Source organism: Pseudoalteromonas sp. B160 (assembly GCF_037162485.1).
In the GTDB taxonomy this organism is placed as follows: domain Bacteria; phylum Pseudomonadota; class Gammaproteobacteria; order Enterobacterales; family Alteromonadaceae; genus Pseudoalteromonas; species Pseudoalteromonas rhizosphaerae.
Genome location: NZ_JARLUX010000001.1, coordinates 3,603,017 through 3,621,004, shown reverse-complemented (window position 1 = coordinate 3,621,004; position 17,988 = coordinate 3,603,017). Strand labels below are relative to the sequence as shown.

Annotated in this window: 19 protein-coding genes and 1 pseudogene; 8 read left to right on the top strand and 12 right to left on the bottom strand. The window is 39.8% G+C overall.

The annotated features are described in order from the left end of the window. The first annotated feature begins 2 nt into the window (after positions 1–2). Genes P4S61_RS16900 through P4S61_RS16890 form a run of 3 tightly spaced genes read left to right on the top strand, consistent with a single transcriptional unit; the run spans position 3 to position 1,563 of the window. Complete coding sequence (locus P4S61_RS16900) at positions 3–428, top strand: YcfL family protein (RefSeq protein ID WP_145233718.1); 426 nt, start codon at positions 3–5, stop codon at positions 426–428. Positions 429–439: 11 nt separating this feature from the next. Continuing rightward, positions 440–1,075 carry a penicillin-binding protein activator LpoB gene (gene lpoB, locus P4S61_RS16895; protein WP_145233716.1) on the top strand — a complete coding sequence of 212 codons (636 nt, stop codon included), beginning with the start codon at positions 440–442 and terminating at the stop codon, positions 1,073–1,075. 20 nt (positions 1,076–1,095) lie between these two features. Beyond that, positions 1,096–1,563 carry a glycine zipper 2TM domain-containing protein gene (locus P4S61_RS16890; RefSeq protein ID WP_149981188.1) on the top strand — a complete coding sequence of 156 codons (468 nt, stop codon included), beginning with the start codon at positions 1,096–1,098 and terminating at the stop codon, positions 1,561–1,563. A 71-nt stretch (positions 1,564–1,634) separates the two neighbouring features. Here the strand turns inward: P4S61_RS16890 and P4S61_RS16885 are convergent, their stop codons facing one another. Continuing rightward, positions 1,635–2,852 (bottom strand): pyridoxal phosphate-dependent aminotransferase, encoded by a 1,218-nt coding sequence (locus P4S61_RS16885; RefSeq protein ID WP_145233714.1) that lies wholly within the window; start codon positions 2,850–2,852, stop codon positions 1,635–1,637. Between the two features lie 106 nt (positions 2,853–2,958). After that, positions 2,959–3,303 carry an Hpt domain-containing protein gene (locus P4S61_RS16880; RefSeq protein WP_145233710.1) on the bottom strand — a complete coding sequence of 115 codons (345 nt, stop codon included), beginning with the start codon at positions 3,301–3,303 and terminating at the stop codon, positions 2,959–2,961. A gap of 148 nt (positions 3,304–3,451) precedes the next feature. On the opposite strand from P4S61_RS16880, the gene P4S61_RS16875 reads away from it, so the two are divergent. Then, positions 3,452–4,057, top strand: a complete 606-nt coding sequence (locus P4S61_RS16875) for a tRNA-uridine aminocarboxypropyltransferase (protein ID WP_337118707.1) — start codon at positions 3,452–3,454, stop codon at positions 4,055–4,057. After that, positions 4,054–4,833, top strand: coding sequence for a CLCA_X family protein (locus tag P4S61_RS16870; protein ID WP_337118706.1), 780 nt, complete (start codon positions 4,054–4,056; stop codon positions 4,831–4,833). The genes P4S61_RS16875 and P4S61_RS16870 overlap by 4 nt, the downstream gene beginning before the upstream one ends. Here P4S61_RS16870 and P4S61_RS16865 read toward each other — a convergent pair. The 4 genes and pseudogenes from P4S61_RS16865 to apbC all read right to left on the bottom strand — a co-directional run bounded on the left by P4S61_RS16865 (position 4,804) and on the right by apbC (position 9,189). After that, the gene (locus P4S61_RS16865) at positions 4,804–6,441 is read right to left on the bottom strand and encodes a putative bifunctional diguanylate cyclase/phosphodiesterase (RefSeq protein ID WP_337118705.1); all 1,638 of its coding nucleotides are present in this window, start codon (positions 6,439–6,441) and stop codon (positions 4,804–4,806) included. The genes P4S61_RS16870 and P4S61_RS16865 overlap by 30 nt on opposite strands. A 217-nt stretch (positions 6,442–6,658) precedes the next feature. Beyond that, positions 6,659–7,249: a hypothetical protein gene (locus P4S61_RS16860; RefSeq protein WP_337118704.1), complete on the bottom strand. Its 591-nt coding sequence runs from the start codon at positions 7,247–7,249 to the stop codon at positions 6,659–6,661. A gap of 270 nt (positions 7,250–7,519) precedes the next feature. Then, positions 7,520–8,106: pseudogene (dcd, locus tag P4S61_RS16855) on the bottom strand (dCTP deaminase). A 3-nt stretch (positions 8,107–8,109) separates the two neighbouring features. Then, positions 8,110–9,189, bottom strand: coding sequence for an iron-sulfur cluster carrier protein ApbC (gene apbC, locus P4S61_RS16850; protein WP_337118703.1), 1,080 nt, complete (start codon positions 9,187–9,189; stop codon positions 8,110–8,112). 176 nt (positions 9,190–9,365) lie between these two features. Between apbC and metG the strand changes: the two genes are divergently transcribed. Next, entirely contained in the window at positions 9,366–11,390 is a 2,025-nt protein-coding gene (metG, locus tag P4S61_RS16845) for a methionine--tRNA ligase (protein ID WP_182759796.1), read from the top strand. Between the two features lie 636 nt (positions 11,391–12,026). Here the strand turns inward: metG and P4S61_RS16840 are convergent. Together P4S61_RS16840 and lepB are read right to left on the bottom strand one after the other, a co-directional pair. After that, positions 12,027–12,455, bottom strand: coding sequence for a hypothetical protein (locus tag P4S61_RS16840; RefSeq protein WP_182757696.1), 429 nt, complete (start codon positions 12,453–12,455; stop codon positions 12,027–12,029). Between the two features lie 347 nt (positions 12,456–12,802). Next, positions 12,803–13,453 (bottom strand): signal peptidase I, encoded by a 651-nt coding sequence (lepB, locus tag P4S61_RS16835; RefSeq protein ID WP_182757695.1) that lies wholly within the window; start codon positions 13,451–13,453, stop codon positions 12,803–12,805. Positions 13,454–13,616: 163 nt separating this feature from the next. Here lepB and P4S61_RS16830 point away from each other — a divergent pair, with 163 nt between their 5' ends. Then, positions 13,617–13,850 (top strand): hypothetical protein, encoded by a 234-nt coding sequence (locus tag P4S61_RS16830; RefSeq protein WP_337118702.1) that lies wholly within the window; start codon positions 13,617–13,619, stop codon positions 13,848–13,850. After that, the gene (locus tag P4S61_RS16825; protein WP_337118701.1) at positions 13,844–14,341 is read left to right on the top strand and encodes a PilZ domain-containing protein; all 498 of its coding nucleotides are present in this window, start codon (positions 13,844–13,846) and stop codon (positions 14,339–14,341) included. Before P4S61_RS16830 ends, P4S61_RS16825 begins: the two co-directional genes overlap by 7 nt. 54 nt (positions 14,342–14,395) lie before the next feature. Here P4S61_RS16825 and P4S61_RS16820 read toward each other — a convergent pair whose 3' ends face one another. From P4S61_RS16820 to aceK, 4 genes are all read right to left on the bottom strand, one after another. After that, positions 14,396–14,650 (bottom strand): DUF2999 family protein, encoded by a 255-nt coding sequence (locus P4S61_RS16820; RefSeq protein ID WP_145233688.1) that lies wholly within the window; start codon positions 14,648–14,650, stop codon positions 14,396–14,398. Between the two features lie 62 nt (positions 14,651–14,712). Continuing rightward, positions 14,713–15,675 (bottom strand): zinc-binding dehydrogenase, encoded by a 963-nt coding sequence (locus tag P4S61_RS16815; protein ID WP_182757694.1) that lies wholly within the window; start codon positions 15,673–15,675, stop codon positions 14,713–14,715. 21 nt (positions 15,676–15,696) lie between these two features. Beyond that, positions 15,697–16,089 carry a hypothetical protein gene (locus tag P4S61_RS16810; protein WP_182734820.1) on the bottom strand — a complete coding sequence of 131 codons (393 nt, stop codon included), beginning with the start codon at positions 16,087–16,089 and terminating at the stop codon, positions 15,697–15,699. Positions 16,090–16,119: 30 nt separating this feature from the next. After that, complete coding sequence (gene aceK, locus P4S61_RS16805) at positions 16,120–17,958, bottom strand: bifunctional isocitrate dehydrogenase kinase/phosphatase (protein ID WP_337118700.1); 1,839 nt, start codon at positions 17,956–17,958, stop codon at positions 16,120–16,122. Positions 17,959–17,988: the final 30 nt, after the last annotated feature.

Genomic DNA, 17,988 nt, shown 5'->3' with positions numbered 1-17,988 from the left:
TCATGAAATATTTAGTGCCATTATTAACGGTCTGTCTACTTGCTGCCTGTACCAGTAGACCGACTACATCAGGTATAAGTGTTGAACAAGCTTCAGCGCAATACCAACAACAGCTAAAAGTCGATAATCCTGCACTAGGTAAAAAGCTGGCCATTAGTGATGTAAAGACTCGCCAAACGAATCAATTAACTGATGTTGTTGTCACACTTTCGAGTCAGTATAAAAAATCACAATATTTACAGTATCAATTTACCTGGTATGACGGCGATGGTTTTGTGATCAAAGGCAATCATTCTCCTTGGCAATCATTGACTTTATTTGGTTTTGCTAACGTGCAACTGCCTGGCCTTGCACCTACATCTGATGCGGTTACATTTTCATTAGCGGTACGCGAAGTATCGACACAAGCACAAGAATTTAAAGATTAAAGGACACCATTATGAATACAGTAAACACAACTAAAAAACCAACGCTTAAAACACTCTCGGGTTTTGCGTTGTTAGGTTTGAGTGCGCTTGCCCTCAGTGGCTGTGCCAATAAAGCCGTAGTCAGCTACGGAGACGCACAAGCTGTAGAAACAACTGATATTAACTTCGGTTCAACTGACTTACAAAAAGTCGCCAGCCAAATGACGGATTCACTGTTGGCATCACCTGTGGTCGGCACATTAACAGCTAATACTCGACCAATCGTATTTGTTGAACGTATAAAAAACAAAACCAGTGAACACATTGATACTGAATCAATTACCGATTCAATTTCAACACAATTATTGCGCAGTGGTAAATTTCGTTTTGTTGATATGGGCCGCGTAGAAGCCGCTCGAGAACAATTGAACTTTCAAAATGATGATGCCCTAGTAGACCCAACTAAAGCGATTGCATTTGGCCAACAAGTTGGCGCGCAGTATATGCTCTATGGCAACCTGTCGAGCATCGTAAAATCGAATGCCGATAAAGCCGACGTATACTATAAATTCACAATGCGCTTAATGGATTTAAAAAGTGGCTTAGTAGAATGGGCGGACGAAACAGAAATTCGTAAAACCCGCGAAAAATCAACCTTTGGCTGGTAATTCAGCTGAGGAGGTAAATGATGAATAAACTCATACTTGGGCTGTGTACAGCCCTGCTCATCAGTAATCCAAGCTTTGCCGCATACGAACGCAATAAAGCCGTTCCTGTCCAGCAAGTACTATTTGGCAGTGTTCAATCTGTACGTAATATTACCGAGCAAGAACTTGTTCAAGACAAAAATAGTGGCTGGAAAACCTTTGGCGGTGCATTACTTGGTGGCGTTATTGGTAACCAATTTGGCGGCGGCAGTGGTCGCACCGCAGCAACTATTTTAGGCTCGGTCATCGGTGGCAGTGTGGCGAACAACAGGCAACAAAGCAGCCATTATAATCAATACCACTTAGTCGAGTTAATGATCAAAGTTGAAAATGGTGAACAATTTATGGTGGTACAAGACAAAGACAATCAAATGATATTTAGAACTGGCGACAGCGTGCGCTTAGTGTATTTATCAGATAATACAGTCCGCGTTGATAAAGCCTATTAAGCTATTACATTAAACTAAAAAGCGAGCAGTATTAATGCTCGCTTTTTAGTATTTATAACTTTATTACTACGTTAGCTTTGTCTGTAATCGCTGAAAAAGCGTTGCATCTTACTCATAGCAGTCGTTAAATCATCTTTGTTAGGTAAAAATACCAATCTGAAATGATCTGGATTTGGCCAGTTAAATGCTCTTCCGTGAACCAGTAAGATCTTTTCTGCTTTGAGTAAATCTAAAATCATTTTTTCATCATTTTTGATATTAAAACGCTCAGTATCTACTTTGGCAAATGCGTACAATGCTCCTTTTGGTTTTGCACACGAAATACCTTCTATCGCATTTAAACCACGCCATGCAATATCACGTTGTTCGTATAAACGCCCACCGGGATTTATTAAATCATCAATCGACTGTACGCCACCTAATGCTTGCTGGATCGCATATTGTGCCGGCACATTGGCACATAAACGCATAGAGGCTAAGATATCTAAACCTTTACGTAAATCATCCATCAATGCAGTACGGCCACTTAATACCATCCACCCCATACGCAAACCCGCTGCGCGATAGGTTTTTGCTAAGCCATTAAAAGTAATGATCGGCACATCATCACACAGTGCACCAATGGAGCTGTGCGTGATCCCATCGTATAAAATCTTCTCGTAGATTTCATCACTCAATAACAGTAATTTATGTTCACGTGCAATATCAATTAACTGCTGTAAAAGTGCGTCGTCGTATACTGCACCCGTCGGATTATTAGGGTTGATCAGCACTAATGCTTTAGTTTTTGACGTGATTTTACTTCGAATATCAGCAATATCAGGGAACCAATCTTGCTCTTCATCACATAGGTAATGGACTGGATTACCACCCGCAAGTTTGACTGAAGCGGTCCACAATGGATAATCAGGTGCTGGGATCAACACCTCATCATCATTATTCAGCAAAGCTTGGGTCGTCATTTGAATTAATTCACTGACCCCATTACCAATATAAATATTATCGACGTCTAGATTATATAAACCACGTTGTTGGTAGTGCTGATAAATAGCCACACGGGCTGAGTAGAGGCCTTTGGAGTCACAGTAGCCTTGGGCTGAATACAAGTTACGAATAATATCGCGGTGCATATCTTCAGGCATATCAAACCCAAATGCCGCAGGATTACCAATATTCAATTTTAAAACTTTTTGGCCTTCATCTTCCATTTTGCGAGCCTGAACTAACACCGGCCCACGAATGTCATAACAAACGCCTTGTAATTTATGACTCTTTTTAATTTCTGACATTTTTACCTCTACTAGTGGAACAGCTAGATTAACCTAGTAAAGGGGCTAAATACCAGTGGATTTAATACTTCAAAACTGAAATAAATTCACGTCTGGGTATAGCTAACTAACGGCTTTGTAACCAATCAGTTAACTTAGCTGCTGAACCGGCAACTTGGTTGTCAAGCTGCTGAGCTGCCGCAAGCGCCTGAGAAACATCATTATTATTTAAGCTTTGTTCAATTTCTCTGGCCACCTGAGATAGACTGCTGGCACCAAACTGCGCAGCATTTGATTTTAAACTATGAGCATGGCGACTTGCGACTTGGATATCACTATGTATTGTAGCCAATACTTCAGAGCCTAATCGTTCAAATTCAGCACAACAAAAAGTCAGCGTATCGCTAAATTGCTCGCCTAATAACGATTCCATACTTTCCAATGCGCTTTCATCAATGACTATTGTATTCATTATTCATCCTTTTGTATTTAGCAACACTAAACCAGTAACTTATATTATTTTTATACTTTATCGTTCTATAGAAAAAACCAACTAATTGTCTCATTAAGCGTATAATTAGCGGGTTTTTCAACTTATTGCTATTAAACAAGATTATTTTATGTCCCGTTCATTGTGTGTTAATTGTAAATTTAGTCTACAAACGTGCCTTTGTGAAGATTTGTCGGTACTGGAAAATAAACTCAAAGTTATAATTTTGCAGCATCCTAGCGAAATAAAAATCACTAAAAACACCGCCCGCTTACTCACACTGTGCCTAACGCAATACGACATCATGGTAGGAGAAACGCTGGCTGATTTTGCACAACTAAGCACACTACCCGTTGCCACAACAGCCTTACTCTACCCTGATGATAATGCCATCCTACTGGATGATGAAAGTACCGCAGCACAACAATTTAAAAGCCGGTTAAGTCATCTAATTGTAATCGATGGCACCTGGAAAAAAGCATTTAAGATCATGCAACTTACCCCAGCCCTTGCGGCTTTTAAAAAGGTCAGCTTTACGACGATCCCACAAAACCGATATCGTATTCGCAAAGCTCCCCGTGCAGATAGCCTCTCCACATTAGAAGCGGTTGCACATAGTTTAGCCTTGATTGAGCATATTAACCCTGAACCTCTGTATCACGCACTGGAAGCACTCAACAGCAAACAAACCCAGTTTATGCCTGAGCATGTTAAAGCGCGTTATCAAGCCAAATGAGTGCCAATAATCGCTTAAAGCGCGGGTTTTTCCGCCAGGGACCGGATTATCGATTTGATGACCAAGTTGACTTTAGTGATATCCGCGATACATTTGGTTTTCGTACTATGGTGGTGGGTAAATGGGTCACCAAAGAAGAACGCTTTATTAGTGCTAATTTAATTTACGACGCACTAGCCGATTTAGCGCAAATACTGCAAGTGCCGCCAAAGACCATTGGTCTGAGGGGGAAACTCAATTTTGCTTTTGGCCATGGCGGTCAACAACACGTCCAAGCACATTATAATAGCCGTACTCGAACTCTTGCGCTGGCAAAAAATGCAGGTGGTGGCGCGCTGGCGCATGAATGGTTTCATGCGTTTGATCATCACATAACTAAGCACATATTTCCCCAGCATTCGCCACAGCATTTTGCCTCTAAACTTTGGCTGGAGCACACGATTGAGCAAAGTCACCCACTAAACTTAGCATTAAATAAGTTTTACCAAGGAGTATTTCTAGAACCAACCGGTCAACACGCTAATCAATATGTTTTAGACTGTATAGAATTTGATAAACAACAGCAGCAGTTTTATATGAGTATGCCTGAAGAGCTAGCTGCGCGTAGTTTTGAAGCATGTATTGCTTGTAATGAGCAGATCGTTAATCACTTTTTAGTCTCCGGGCTCAATAGCTCAGCACTTATTTATCCTAAACACGATAGCTTGAAAATTTGTAATCACGCACTTAATAATTATTTTTCCCAATTAGGTCAACGACTTTTTCAAGATCATTAACAAATACAGTGGTGGTTTCAAGATTTTCTTCAAGCCACTGCATGTAATCGTCAAACGGTAATGGCCGTGAAAAAAGTATCCCTGACCAACTTCACAGCCATAGCTTTGTAATTTAGCCATACTTTGGCTATCTTCTATCCCTTCAGCCACTACGTATGAACCCAGTGATTTGGCAATATCACAGGTAGCACGACAAATTGTTTGATCATTTTTAGAGTATTCAATATTCATTACAAATTGCTTATCTATTTTTATTTCATCAAAGCCCATTTTGCTCAAATACGCGAGTGACGAATACCCCGTGCCAAAGTCATCAATTGCTATTTTAACGCCAATTAAACGGTAATCATTCAGGGCATTTTTTATATCAACCCCCTCAAAGAGTGTTGCCGATTCCGTTAGTTCTAACATTACATTAGCCGGGTTGAGTTGATGCTCATTCAACAACGTTATAAATAACACGGGTAAATCTTTACGCAGCAAATCTTTAGCCGAAATATTGATAGATACAATATGCTCAGGCAATAATACAATCATTTTCTTTTGATATTGCAGTGCTTGCGTAATAACCCATTCGGTTAAATCTGAAATTATCCCTGATGATTCAGCAATAGGGATAAATAAATCAGGGGGAACATTACCCAATTGTGGATGCTCCCAACGTAATAAAGCTTCCGCGCCGTACACTTTACCGGTGTTTAGATATATCTGTGGTTGAAAAAATAAACTAAGCTGATCGCATTCAATGGCTTCTTTTAGAGCTGATGCAATCGCAATGCGCCGTTGCGATAACGTCACATTCTCTATATTAAACATATGCCAGCGTTCACCATGAAGGGGTTTAACCGCCAGTGCTTGCAGCCCTCGCTGGACTAGTTGTAATGAGGTACTGGCATGTAAGGGATAATTTGCTACACCGATTTCAACTTTATCAATTAAGTGAATGCGTTGATGAGTGAGACCCTCAGCAAAAACGCTATTGATCACACATACAAACTGCTCTACTTGGCTTAATTCTAACTTGCCGACTATTACAACCCCATAGGTGCTGTCATCTAACCTGGCAATACAACGGCTATGCTGATGGTTAGCTTCAACACACAGTACATTCATTGAGGCTAATTGCTGGGCTAATTTGCCCATGGTTAATTTTATCTGCTCATTTACATGTTCATAGCCAAAATTTGCTCGAGCATTAATCAGTACAGCAGGCCTAAATAACAGTAAAGAATGCTCTGTTGATAATTTCACCTGACTATCAAGACGCTCTATTAGTAACTGTTTATTAGGTAGTTTTGTATCATCGTCGTGAGTGAGGCTGTAGCTATATTGCATAACACACTTACGCTCGTGAATGAGTAACAACATCACAAAAGTAATTACATTTAGCACCAGTAACATATCATTAAGTTGCTGTATCTGTGCACCAGCCACCAGCGTTGCTTGCCAACATAAAGTTTGTAAAGCCACTGCAAACCAAACCAGTACAAACTTAAATTGCATCGCTTTTTTGGTATTACTAAGCCAATAAAAAAATAAATAACTCATCACCACCAACATAGAACCCAAACACACGGTCACTACAGCAAACTGCACTGATTGCTTCATAAAACAGCTAAATAGTGCTGCAACACAAAATAAGCTTATATAAACTGTTAACTTATCTTGTCGAGCGTTTAAAAGATTTTGCGACTGTAAATAATGAATAAAGTAAAAGTTGACCACCCCTAAGGCTATAACTTGAAATGAAAACTGTAACTTTGTGTACCATAAAGACGCAAATTCAATATTAAAGTAATTCAACACCCCTTTTGCTATTAAAAACTCACTCAATACACACATTAGGTAAGCAAGTAAATAAAGCGATTTTGCTTGATGAGATAAACCATATACAGTGCCAACAACGGCAAGACACAGCAGTAATAGCTCCGGTAATTAAAAAGAAATTTCGCAGTTTCTTGTTTATCAAATTGGCAAACTCATTACCAGTTGCAAGGCCAATGCTCAGCCTGTCATCTTCACTATGGCGAGCGTAAATTACAGCCCAACGAGCCTCATCTTCAGGTAACAGTGCGTGTGGCAGTACCTTATTAACGTAACGGTATGCATCATTATTTACTTCAACTAGCGGGTTGAAATTCTCATCAAGAGTATAAAAATCAAGCTGTGCTAAATGGGAGTTATCTGCATAAATTACCTCAATCTTTGATTGCGACTGTTTATCCAAATCAATAATAAACCAATAGCCTTGCTCTACCTTGATACGAACATATGATAAATCTGTTTTTGAGTCTGTAGCGACAACTTGTTCTAGTAGAGGTTTGGTAGTTTGAAAAGGCGTATTTGCTGGCACTATCCAGCCACTGGAAATCACTTCATCAGCCAGCAAAGGCGTTGTAGCAGTGATGCTAAACAATATTAACAAAATCTTTATACAATATGTTCGCGCTAATATGCTTGCCTGATCCACTGTCACTCCATGTGCATTATATAAACAGTACATTATAAAACTATAATTAAAGTATGGAGGTATTAAGTGAAATTGCCAGTAAATAACCTAAACTTGGGAATAATATGTCAGTAAAATGCTTAAGTAGAGTGTATGGTAATTAAATCGAGTGATTATATTTTTAAGTAATAAAAGGCCTATCAAATGATAAGCCTTTATTTTAAAGCTATATTTTAATTAGTTACTATCATCACTAATACGACTTGCAACTGCGCTGGTTTGATCTTTATATTTAGCATCTTTACGCGTGTTGTACGGATTTTCAGCAGGGCCTGACATGGTCTCAAAGCTCATAGCGCCGATTTTCATCATTGGTCGTAATGCCAACGGCAATTTACCGGAGTTATAAAACTCTAACACGATATTACCAGACCAACCGGATCAATCCGATGGGCCGTTACATGCACCATTAAACCTAGACGTGCCAAAGATGAACGGCCGTCAAGCCAGCCAACGATATCTGCCGGCAACGTGACTTTTTCATAGGTCATCGCAAGGGCTAATTCACCTGGGTGTAAAAAGAATGCATCGCCCTCTTTTAACACGATTTCATCGCTCATTATTGATTCCATTGCTTTATTAAGCTGATCTTTTGGACCACTTAAATCAACATAAGCTGCTGTATGATCTTGAAATACACGAAACTTATTACCTAAACGTAAATCTGCCGTTACCCCAGAAATCATTTCGTCGGTCGGACTTGGCTCAATAATAATACGCTGTTGGGCAATATATTCTTTAATATGGGTATCTGATAATCTCATTAATTAATCATCCGTAATCACAATTTCGACTGAATTATGATGGGGTTGTTGATAGTAAAGCATACTGGCAATCAGCCGCGCAGCATCAGCATATGTTTCACTCACCGCAGCCTGGTTATCCATCGCAATTAATTTGCCTTGCTCTGAGTATTCGCGAATATCAATCGCCAAAGGAATTTGCGACAACACAGGCACACCATGACGCTGAGCTAATTTTATTGCGCCATCCTTGCCAAACACATGATTTGGTTTGCCGCAATGTGAGCATAAAAAATGACTCATATTTTCAATCAAGCCCAATACTGGCACATTCACTTTATTAAACATGGCAATGCCTTTTTGCGCATCAGCAAGTGCTAAATCTTGCGGAGTCGTCACAATCACCGTGCCACTGGCAGGTACTTTCTGACTCATAGTAAGTTGAATATCCCCAGTTCCTGGTGGCATATCTACAATCAGGTAATCAAGTTCACCCCATGCAGTTTCATTTAACAGTTGCGTTAATGCGCCCGACGCCATCGGTCCACGCCAAACTGTGGCATCATCACTAGGCACTAAAAAGCCAATTGATTGTGCTTTGATGCCATTAGCGTCAAATGGTAGCAATTGCTTGTCATTTTTAGCCGTGGGTGTTGCTCCTTCAAGGCCTAGCAACATTGGAATAGACGGGCCATAAATATCCGCATCTAAAACTCCCACTTTTGCGCCTTCAGCTTTGAGTGCACCCGCTAAATTTACCGCGGTGGTTGATTTACCTACACCACCTTTACCTGATGCAATCAACACAATATGTTTTATCGCTTTGAACTTAGATGCTTCAGTCAGCTCAATGCTTGCGTTAATTGTCACTGCTTGATTAAGTTGTTGGCTTACAAACGCAGCTACCTTTGGCATTTCAGATAACGCAGCAAATGGCAGCGTTAAGTGAAGCAATATTGATTTATCACTTTTTGATTCAATGCTTTTAATGAATTTTTCATCAATGCCGACAGCAAAAGCGGCACTGCGATACCCTGCTAAGGCAGTAATAATCGGTTGTTTTTGCACCGATTTAGAGGGGAATAGTTTCGACAATCCAAACATAACAATAAAATAGTGTTTCTTTGATGAAAATTGCCTCGGAATTATGTAACATTCAGGGCATTAACACCAGTCAATTAATGAAAATCGGCCAACCACGAAGGTGTTTCCTTTAGGTTTGCTGATAATATTATGATTTTCATCCGTTCCTTAACAGGAACCGTCAATTCGGAATGATTATGGCACAGCGAAAGATCCTCATTACCAGTGCATTACCTTATGCCAACGGCCCAACACATTTAGGCCATTTATTGGAATATATTCAGACTGATATCTGGTCACGTTTTCAAAAACTACAAGGCCACGAAGCTTATTATGTTTGCGCCGACGATGCCCATGGCACGCCAATTATGCTCAATGCACAAAAGCAAGGGATCACGCCGGAAGAAATGGTAAAAAATGTCAGCATTGAACGTCAACGTGACTTTGCAGACTTCAATATTAAATTTGATAACTACCACAGCACCCACAGCCAAGAAAACAAAGAGTTCAGCGAGCTTATTTATAATCGCTTAAACGATGCCGGTCATATCAAAAAGCATACTATTTCACAGTTATTTGACCCTGAAAAAGGCATTTTCTTACCCGATCGCTTTGTAACTGGTACGTGCCCAACTTGTAAGTCTGAAGACCAAAATGGCGACAGCTGTGACGCATGTGGCGCAACATATAGCCCAACAGAGCTTATCAACCCGCGCTCTGTGATGTCAGGTGCTGAGCCAGTACTTAAAGACTCTGAGCATTACTTTTTTGACCTGCCAGCATTTGAAGGCATGTTAAAAGAGTGGCTTCACTCCGGCACTATTCAGCAAGAAATGGCCAACAAACTAGACGAATGGTTTGCCGATGGCCTGCAACAATGGGATATCAGCCGCGATGCGCCCTACTTTGGCTTTGAAATCCCTGGTGCGCCTGGTAAATATTTTTATGTCTGGCTTGATGCGCCAATTGGTTACATGGCCAGCTTTAAAAACTTATGCGACAAACAAGGCATCGACTTTGATGCATTTTGGCAAGAAGGTTCTGACGCTGAGCTTTACCACTTTATCGGTAAAGATATTATCTACTTCCACAGCTTATTTTGGCCAGCAATGCTTGAAGGCGCAAAATTCAGAAAGCCAACCAATGTATTCGCGCATGGTTTTGTAACGGTTAATGGCGCTAAAATGTCTAAATCGAAAGGCACGTTTATTAAAGCGCGTACATATTTAGAAAACCTCGACCCTGAGTTTTTACGTTATTACTACGCTGCTAAACTTAACAGCGGCATCACCGATCTTGACTTAAACTTAGAGGACTTTGCACTACGTGTAAATTCAGACTTAGTTGGTAAAGTGGTTAACATTGCCAGCCGTTGCGCCGGTTTTATTACTAAAAAGTTTGACGGTAAATTAAGTGACACTGTCATGGAGCCGCAATTATTAGCTGAATTCCAAGCAGCTACCGATACCGTTGCACAGCACTATGAAAACCGTGATTATAGCCGTGCTATTCGTGAAATAATGGCGCTTGCTGATAAAGCAAACCAATTTATTGATACCGCAGCACCATGGGTATTGATCAAAGACGAGACGAAACAAGAACAAGCTCACCAAGTGTGTTCGCTTGGGCTTAACTTATTCCGCGTGTTAATGACTTACTTAAAACCGGTATTACCGGGTATGGCGGCAAACGTAGAAGACTTCTTAAATGATGATCTATCTTGGCAAGGCGCGCAAACTGCGCTTGTTAGCCACCCTATCAATAAATTTAAACCGTTAATGCAACGTGTAGAAATGGATAAAGTAAATAAAATGGTCGAAGAATCAAAAGAAAGCTTACTCGCTGCAAAAGACAAAATCGATCCAAACAGCCCTTTGGCAAAAGAGCCTATTGCAGCTGAAATCGAATTTGACGATTTTGCCAAAGTAGATTTACGTGTAGCGAAAATAGCCAAAGCAGAGCACGTTGAAGGCGCTGATAAACTACTTAAACTAACGCTCGACTTAGGCGGCGAAACACGCCAAGTATTTGCTGGTATTAAATCAGCTTATGCGCCAGAAGATATTGAAGGCAAACTAACGGTTATGGTTGCCAACCTGAAGCCACGTAAGATGCGCTTTGGCATGTCAGAAGGCATGGTACTAGCAGCAGGCCCTGGTGGAAAAGAAATCTATATTTTGAACCCAGACGACGGCTCAGAGCCAGGTATGCGTGTAATGTAATTCGACTTTACTAGTTAAAACTAAAAAGCCGTTGTTTTAAACAACGGCTTTTTAGTTGGCCAGAACAAATTGTTTTTCCAGCACATAAAATTGTGGGTGCTGAGGTTAGCGACCTGCGGCTACCCGGTTAACTTAACGTTTGGATGACCATAGCCAAATCATATAATTGGTAAAAGAAAAAATTATAAGCGGTATACCGAAAAACATTAGACCAAAATAAGGCCCTGTTAGTGCTGATATTCAGTAGTAACCTACACCTTTAAAAGGCTCACCTGAAATTAACTCAAATATACTTCTTAAAAAGCTCGATAAATACAGAGCTAGAAAGCCCATGCCCAAACCTAAAAGCTGTACTTGGTACTTTTGGTTTGTCTGTGAGTTATTGGAGCAAAGTAATAACCAACTATAAACCCTGAAAGTGCGCAAAAGCTACCGACGAGATCTGTGCCCAGCCAAATGAATAGTGGCCAACTGGCAAAAGATAAGATGACTGCATATTTCAGCCTTTCAGAAACTCTAAATATGGGCACCATGTTTAGTTAAGTTAACACCCGCATAAATTGCGGAAAATGCTTGGCTATAATTAGCGAAGAATGAGCGCCAGCCAAGCGTTTGAAGTCATTTCTGATGCGTTTATTATACCTTCTTTATCGGTAATTCACTTATTTTATAGACTCGAAAAGGTCCCATACAAAAAGTGATTAAGCCATCATTTTTCTTCGGAGCTCGGTAATTCACAGTTATATAAGCCTCATTTATCGCATCAGTCTTAATTGTAAAGGTTGATACTTTATAATCAGCTAGCTCATGATTGCTTTCAAAAGCATATGGTTCAGAAATAATTGTAGGAACATACAAGGTTACCCTATCAATTTCACCTAGAGATATTACAGCTCTTACAGCCTCAGCAACACCATAATTAACAGGATAATAAACCGTTATTTCTGATAAATCAGCGAAGTTATCTTGAGTTATAAACGCCGCTACTTTCTTTATTTCGCTTTTTTTATCACAAGAAAAAGTTGATATTGAAGTAAATAAAAATAACAAAACTAAAAGTTTCACTGAGCTTCCTTGAAGGTATAACAATTTTATCTACGACATTTATCTTTTTACAAACAGAAAAATATCCATATATTACAATGCATTTATCTTAGCTATCAAACAAACACCTGTAAACAACTAGTTAACTTCACCTCATTTTTTATAAATGCAGCAATACACCAAAATGCTAGAGATCAGTAATATCTGACAAAATCATAAACACTATTTTTATATACAGTTTATTGTTAGGTGAGAGTCAACAACGCTAAATTTAATCGCTAAGCTATTTTAAGTTTTAGCGCTGTTATTTTTTGCACTACTATTCTTTATCAGTGCTATCCTTTACCAGACTATAACAGCGCTTACTATTACTGTAATTCTTTTAGAAGCCTGTTTTTACGTGGTAAATAATAGTCATCGTAATCCAGTGAAACTATCACCCGCTTTGCTCTTCCGAGCAATTCAGCTCTTGGTACTAAGCCTATTACTCGTGAATCAGCACTGTTATCACGGTTATCCCCCATTGCTAAATACATATCTGTAGGGATGATAAGTGGATCAAAATTTTGCATATAAGAGCGCTGCTTAGCGAGTTTTACAGTATGTTTTATGCCATGCAAATTCTCTATTTCCACTCGGTTTATGGCGGTTTCAGCTACAGTTTCGTAATCAAGCTTTTCACCGTTAATAACAAGTTGATTATTAACTAAAGCAACAGTGTCGCCCGGTACACCTATTACTCTTTTTATTAGGCGATTTTGTGCCGCAACAGAATCAAATACAATAATATCGCCGGCCTGTGGCTCGGCTAGTTTAACCAGCGAAATTTTAGTAAAAGGCACTCGTAGGTCATACGCCATTTTATCTGTCAATATACGGTCGCCCTCAACAATGGTTGGCTGCATTGAACCTGTGGGTACTTCGTACCAGTCAGCAACTGCACTTCTAAAAACACACATCAGCGAGATAAATACGATTAACGAGCGATTATTTTTCCATATTTTATAAAGGTATTTCACAGTTTTGTTCCATAAGTTAGTATGTTATTTAATAGACAAAGCAGATATTTATCAGTTCAATCAACTTTGTAACAAGGCGTGTATTACTTCTATTAATTAAGGCTAATAAACTAATACCAGTCGTTTTTCGTAGTGATTTTTTAGTTCTTTTGATGGATACTATTTGGAAACAAATAATAATAACTACGTATATATGGAAATTACACAAGACAGACCAGCGCAAGCTAGCAAAGCTAAGTTTTGCTTAGACTTACTGCCTGGTAAATTAATCGACATTCAGTTCACCAACCCATTAAGTGTCAGATTTAAACTCTCTTTAGTTGGCTATGAAGCTGGTAAGTATTTAATTTTAAAGTACCCTGTCCAAGCAAAAAAAGCCAATATGCTGATGTGTTAAAAGAAGGCAATGGCGCAATTGTACGCTATATAGTCGAAGGTGAACGTGGGGAGTGCGTCGCTTTTTCGACCACTATATTAGCTATTTCTTTTCGACCAGAAAAGTTACTTTACCTTGCTTACCCTAAGAATATTGAGAGTCGGCAACTGCGTGAAGTCAGCCGTTTACAAACCCATATACCAGCAAAGATTAGCATTAATAAATCGCATAGTTATGGCAGTGAAAATCTATTGCAAGGTTTGATCATCGATATTTCACCGACTGGTTGTCGCTTTACTGTGCATGTTAATTCAGGGTTTTTAGCGCTTAAGAAACGCCCCGTGTTTGTGCATGTTCTATCGCCTATCGACAACAGTGCCGTGGTGATCAGTGCGCATGTGCGCAACAATCAAATGCAGGGAGATCGTTTAAGTGTGGGCATCGAGTTTGCCGCACATGAACAACAAAAAATGCAAAACTTATTGGCCGCTTACACGATAGACATTGCTTAATAATTGCATGTTTAACAAATGAGAGTAACTAAATGTACTCTCATTGATAACTCGTTATTGGTTTTTAAACTGCTGCTTAGCTTTTTCAAGCTCACCTTCACCAATACCAAGTGAATCAGCGGCTTCTTTTATTAAATGAGGCTGGGTCATTACCAAGCCCATTAGTGCTTGTAACTTCTCTGGTGGAATACCGAGTTGCTGTACAAGTGCCATTGCCATCATTGGGTTTTGAGTAAATGCTTGAAAAAGTTCGTGTACTTTTTCATCGCTAACATTGTGCTCTTTTAATGTTGCTATAATTGGGTTCATGTTTTTGCCTTAAATCGCTTTATAGTTGCCCATAGTTATATGGGCAAATATTGGTTTTTAAACTACTGAACTAATAATACAACTTTTCCGGCATTTTCGTTTCGTTCAAGAATGGCGTGTGCCTCACCAGCGTCTTGCCAAGGCAACGTTTTATAAATATTTAAATCAAACTGTTGATTTGCTATTTCGTCATAAAATTTTGCTACAAACTCATCGCGTAGTTGGCGTTTAAACGCTTGACTGCGATTGCGCAGTGTTGAGCCATGAAATGAAATCCGCTTTTGTAACAAGAGTGCAAAATCTACTTCTGCGAAGCGACCATCTAAAAATGCCAGCATAATTATTTGGCAATCCATGGCGGCGATTGCTGCATTTTTACTTAAATAGCGCCCAGATACCGGATCAACAATCACGTTCGCCGTTAAACCATGGTTTTGCATGTAAACAACAAAATCTTCGGTTTTGTAGTTGATTACATGATCAGCACCAAGCGCTTTGGCGTGTTCGCACTTTTCATCGCTACCTGCGGTAATAACAACCGTTGCCCCAATACGTTTAGCCATTTGAATAGCAGCCCCACCTACGCCACTTGCGCCAGCATGGATCAGTGCTGTTTGGCCTGCTTGTAACTTACCAAGTTGAAATAACGCACCAAACGCGGTTAAATATACTTCGCTGATCGCTGCACCTTGCGCCATAGTTAAATCACTTGGTAAAGCCATTAATTGTGCTGCATCGACCGCCACATATTCGCTATATGCACCGCCTGCACACAAAGTAAATACCGCTTTATTAAGCCAACTTTGATCAACCTCGGTGCCAAGCTCAATCACTGTGCCTGCGCATTCAAGCCCTAAAATGGGGCTGTCGCCCTGTGGCGCTGGATACTTACCTTGACGTTGCATACAATCAGCGCGGTTCACGCCGATAGCAGCAACTTTAATTAACACTTCATTAGTTTTTAATTGCGGTTTAGCGGTGTCGCTTAATGTTAAATGCTGATCTTGATGAGAAATAAATTGCATTGCAGCTCCTGAATTGATGAGTTAATCGATTTTGCGCCACACTTCGGCCTCGACTAACTTACCATTTTCTGTCAAAGAATGATGCCACAAATCTCCTTCAATTTTGTAATCAAAAGCCATGGTTTTGCCAAGCAACGATTCAATATTACCGTAAGCAAAAGTCTCTACAAATTGTTGGTTTTTTAAGGTGTACTGCCCGCCACCTGCATAATGAAACTGGCCATTTTTTTGGGTGATGTAATTAAAATGAGTGGCGGTTATTAGTTTAACTGAGGTCAGCTCTGGTGCTTTGGCAGTCACATAACCTTGTTCAACTGCATATTTCCCTTCCACAAACTCCCAACTGCCTAATAGCGGGTTAGCTATAACCAGCGGTGAGGTGATAAATAAACTTGCTAATAATAAAGATTTCATGGTTTTCCTTGGTTTTTATTTTATGTAAGCTTACCTTTTTACACACCAAAAATTAATCAGACTTATGGGTAATAACCCTGGCTGAAATCGCCAACTTTGTTTGTATGGATACACATCAGCCAATTGCCCAGCATTGATATCAGCTTGGCACTGCAGCCAAAAATCAGGACTAAATAAGTCTTGATGTTGCTGGCAAAAATGACTAAATGCTTGCTGATCAGCACTAAAAAACACTTTAAACTGACTCGGGAATACATCATTTTCGGCAACATCAAAATAGCTTTCGCTGCTTAGTTCATCAAAACTATTTTCACTGCTCGGTAAGTCTCTAAAGTTACAATCCGTTAATGGGCAAATTTCATCATAATCATAAAATACCACGCGCCCCCAACGGGTCACACCAAAGTTTTTCATCAACATATCACCAGGGAAAATATTAGCCCCGGCTAACTCTTTAATCGCCTTGCCGTAATCAAGCATTACATTATTCAGTTGTTTATCGTCACATTGATTGATGTATAAATTAAGTGGTGTCATTTTGCGCTCAACGTATACATGCTTAAGCACTAAGGCTTTATTTGCAATAGCCATGCTTGAGCCGATACTCGCTCGCATATGGGTAAGCAATTCATCGCTAAAACGATTTAAATCAAATGCTAAATAGCGAAATTCATGGGTGTCGACTAAACGGCCGACTCTATCCGCTTGTTTTACAAAGTCGTATTTTGCCATCACCTGTGCTTTGGTTGATGTTTTAGGCGCGCTAAATTTATCTTTTATTACCTTATAAACATAATCTGAGCCAGCAGTGGTAAATACTAGCATTACCATGCCTGGCGTGCCAGGAGCAATAATGTACTTATCATCTATGGGACTATTGTTGGTGGTGTCGACCTTATAGCGATAAAACTCTGTTTTGGCATGTTTAATAAAGCCAATGGCATTGAATAATTCAAATCGTTGCTTATGTGGCATTAGCACTGATAAGTAATCTACATAGCGCGCGGGTTGGTCGGTATCAACCATAAAGTAGGTGCGAGCAAAGCCGAATAATAAACTCAGTTGATCTGCGCCCATCATCACCGCATCAAGCTTTAAACCGCTTTGGGTATGTAAAATAGCGACAGCAAAGGGCATGTTATCGCCATTTTTTGCAATACAACGACCTATTAAGTAGCAGGCTTTATTTCTAAAAAACAGTGAATTAGCGTATTCAATATAGCCATCGTTTAAATTCATCAGCTCATACACTTGACGACATTGCTGCTGCGCACCTAACGCCAAAGTACGCTGCAAAATATCAACATCATGAGCTAAATCTGTAAATCCAACCCGAAAAGATTGTCGATAAATAAGTTGCTCCACCGCCTGGCTAAAGCCATTTTGCAATGAAATACGACTTACTAAATTATCAAATGGCCGAGATTTAGCGCGGTATTTGGCTTTTAAAACAAATAAATGCACGGTGCGAATTTTTTTATCATCCCAAATCGAGCCAAAAGTTGAATTAAAAAATGTATGCGCAATCGGTTGGTTTTCATGATCTTGCACCATATGGCCATAAATATGCTTTGCCTGCTGCCACAGTCGCGGATCGTTGAGCTCTTTAAATGCAATGACTCGCACCGCTTCACTAACATTTTTAACTTGCCTTTCATATACTTGTAAACGCTCACGCATTGCCGATTGTACACTTTGCCATTGCCGTTGCTCAAAACGACTTTGTGCACCTAAGGTAATATTTAAAAACTCAGCAAACATCGCTTCAAAGCCTGCGAATACGGCACGCGCTAATTTGGTCGCAATGACTTGCTCAATTGCGTTGTTAGTTTGAGTCGATAACGTATTTGCTGTTTTTAGCTCTAGCATATTTCTATCACTTATGATGACTATGTCTAT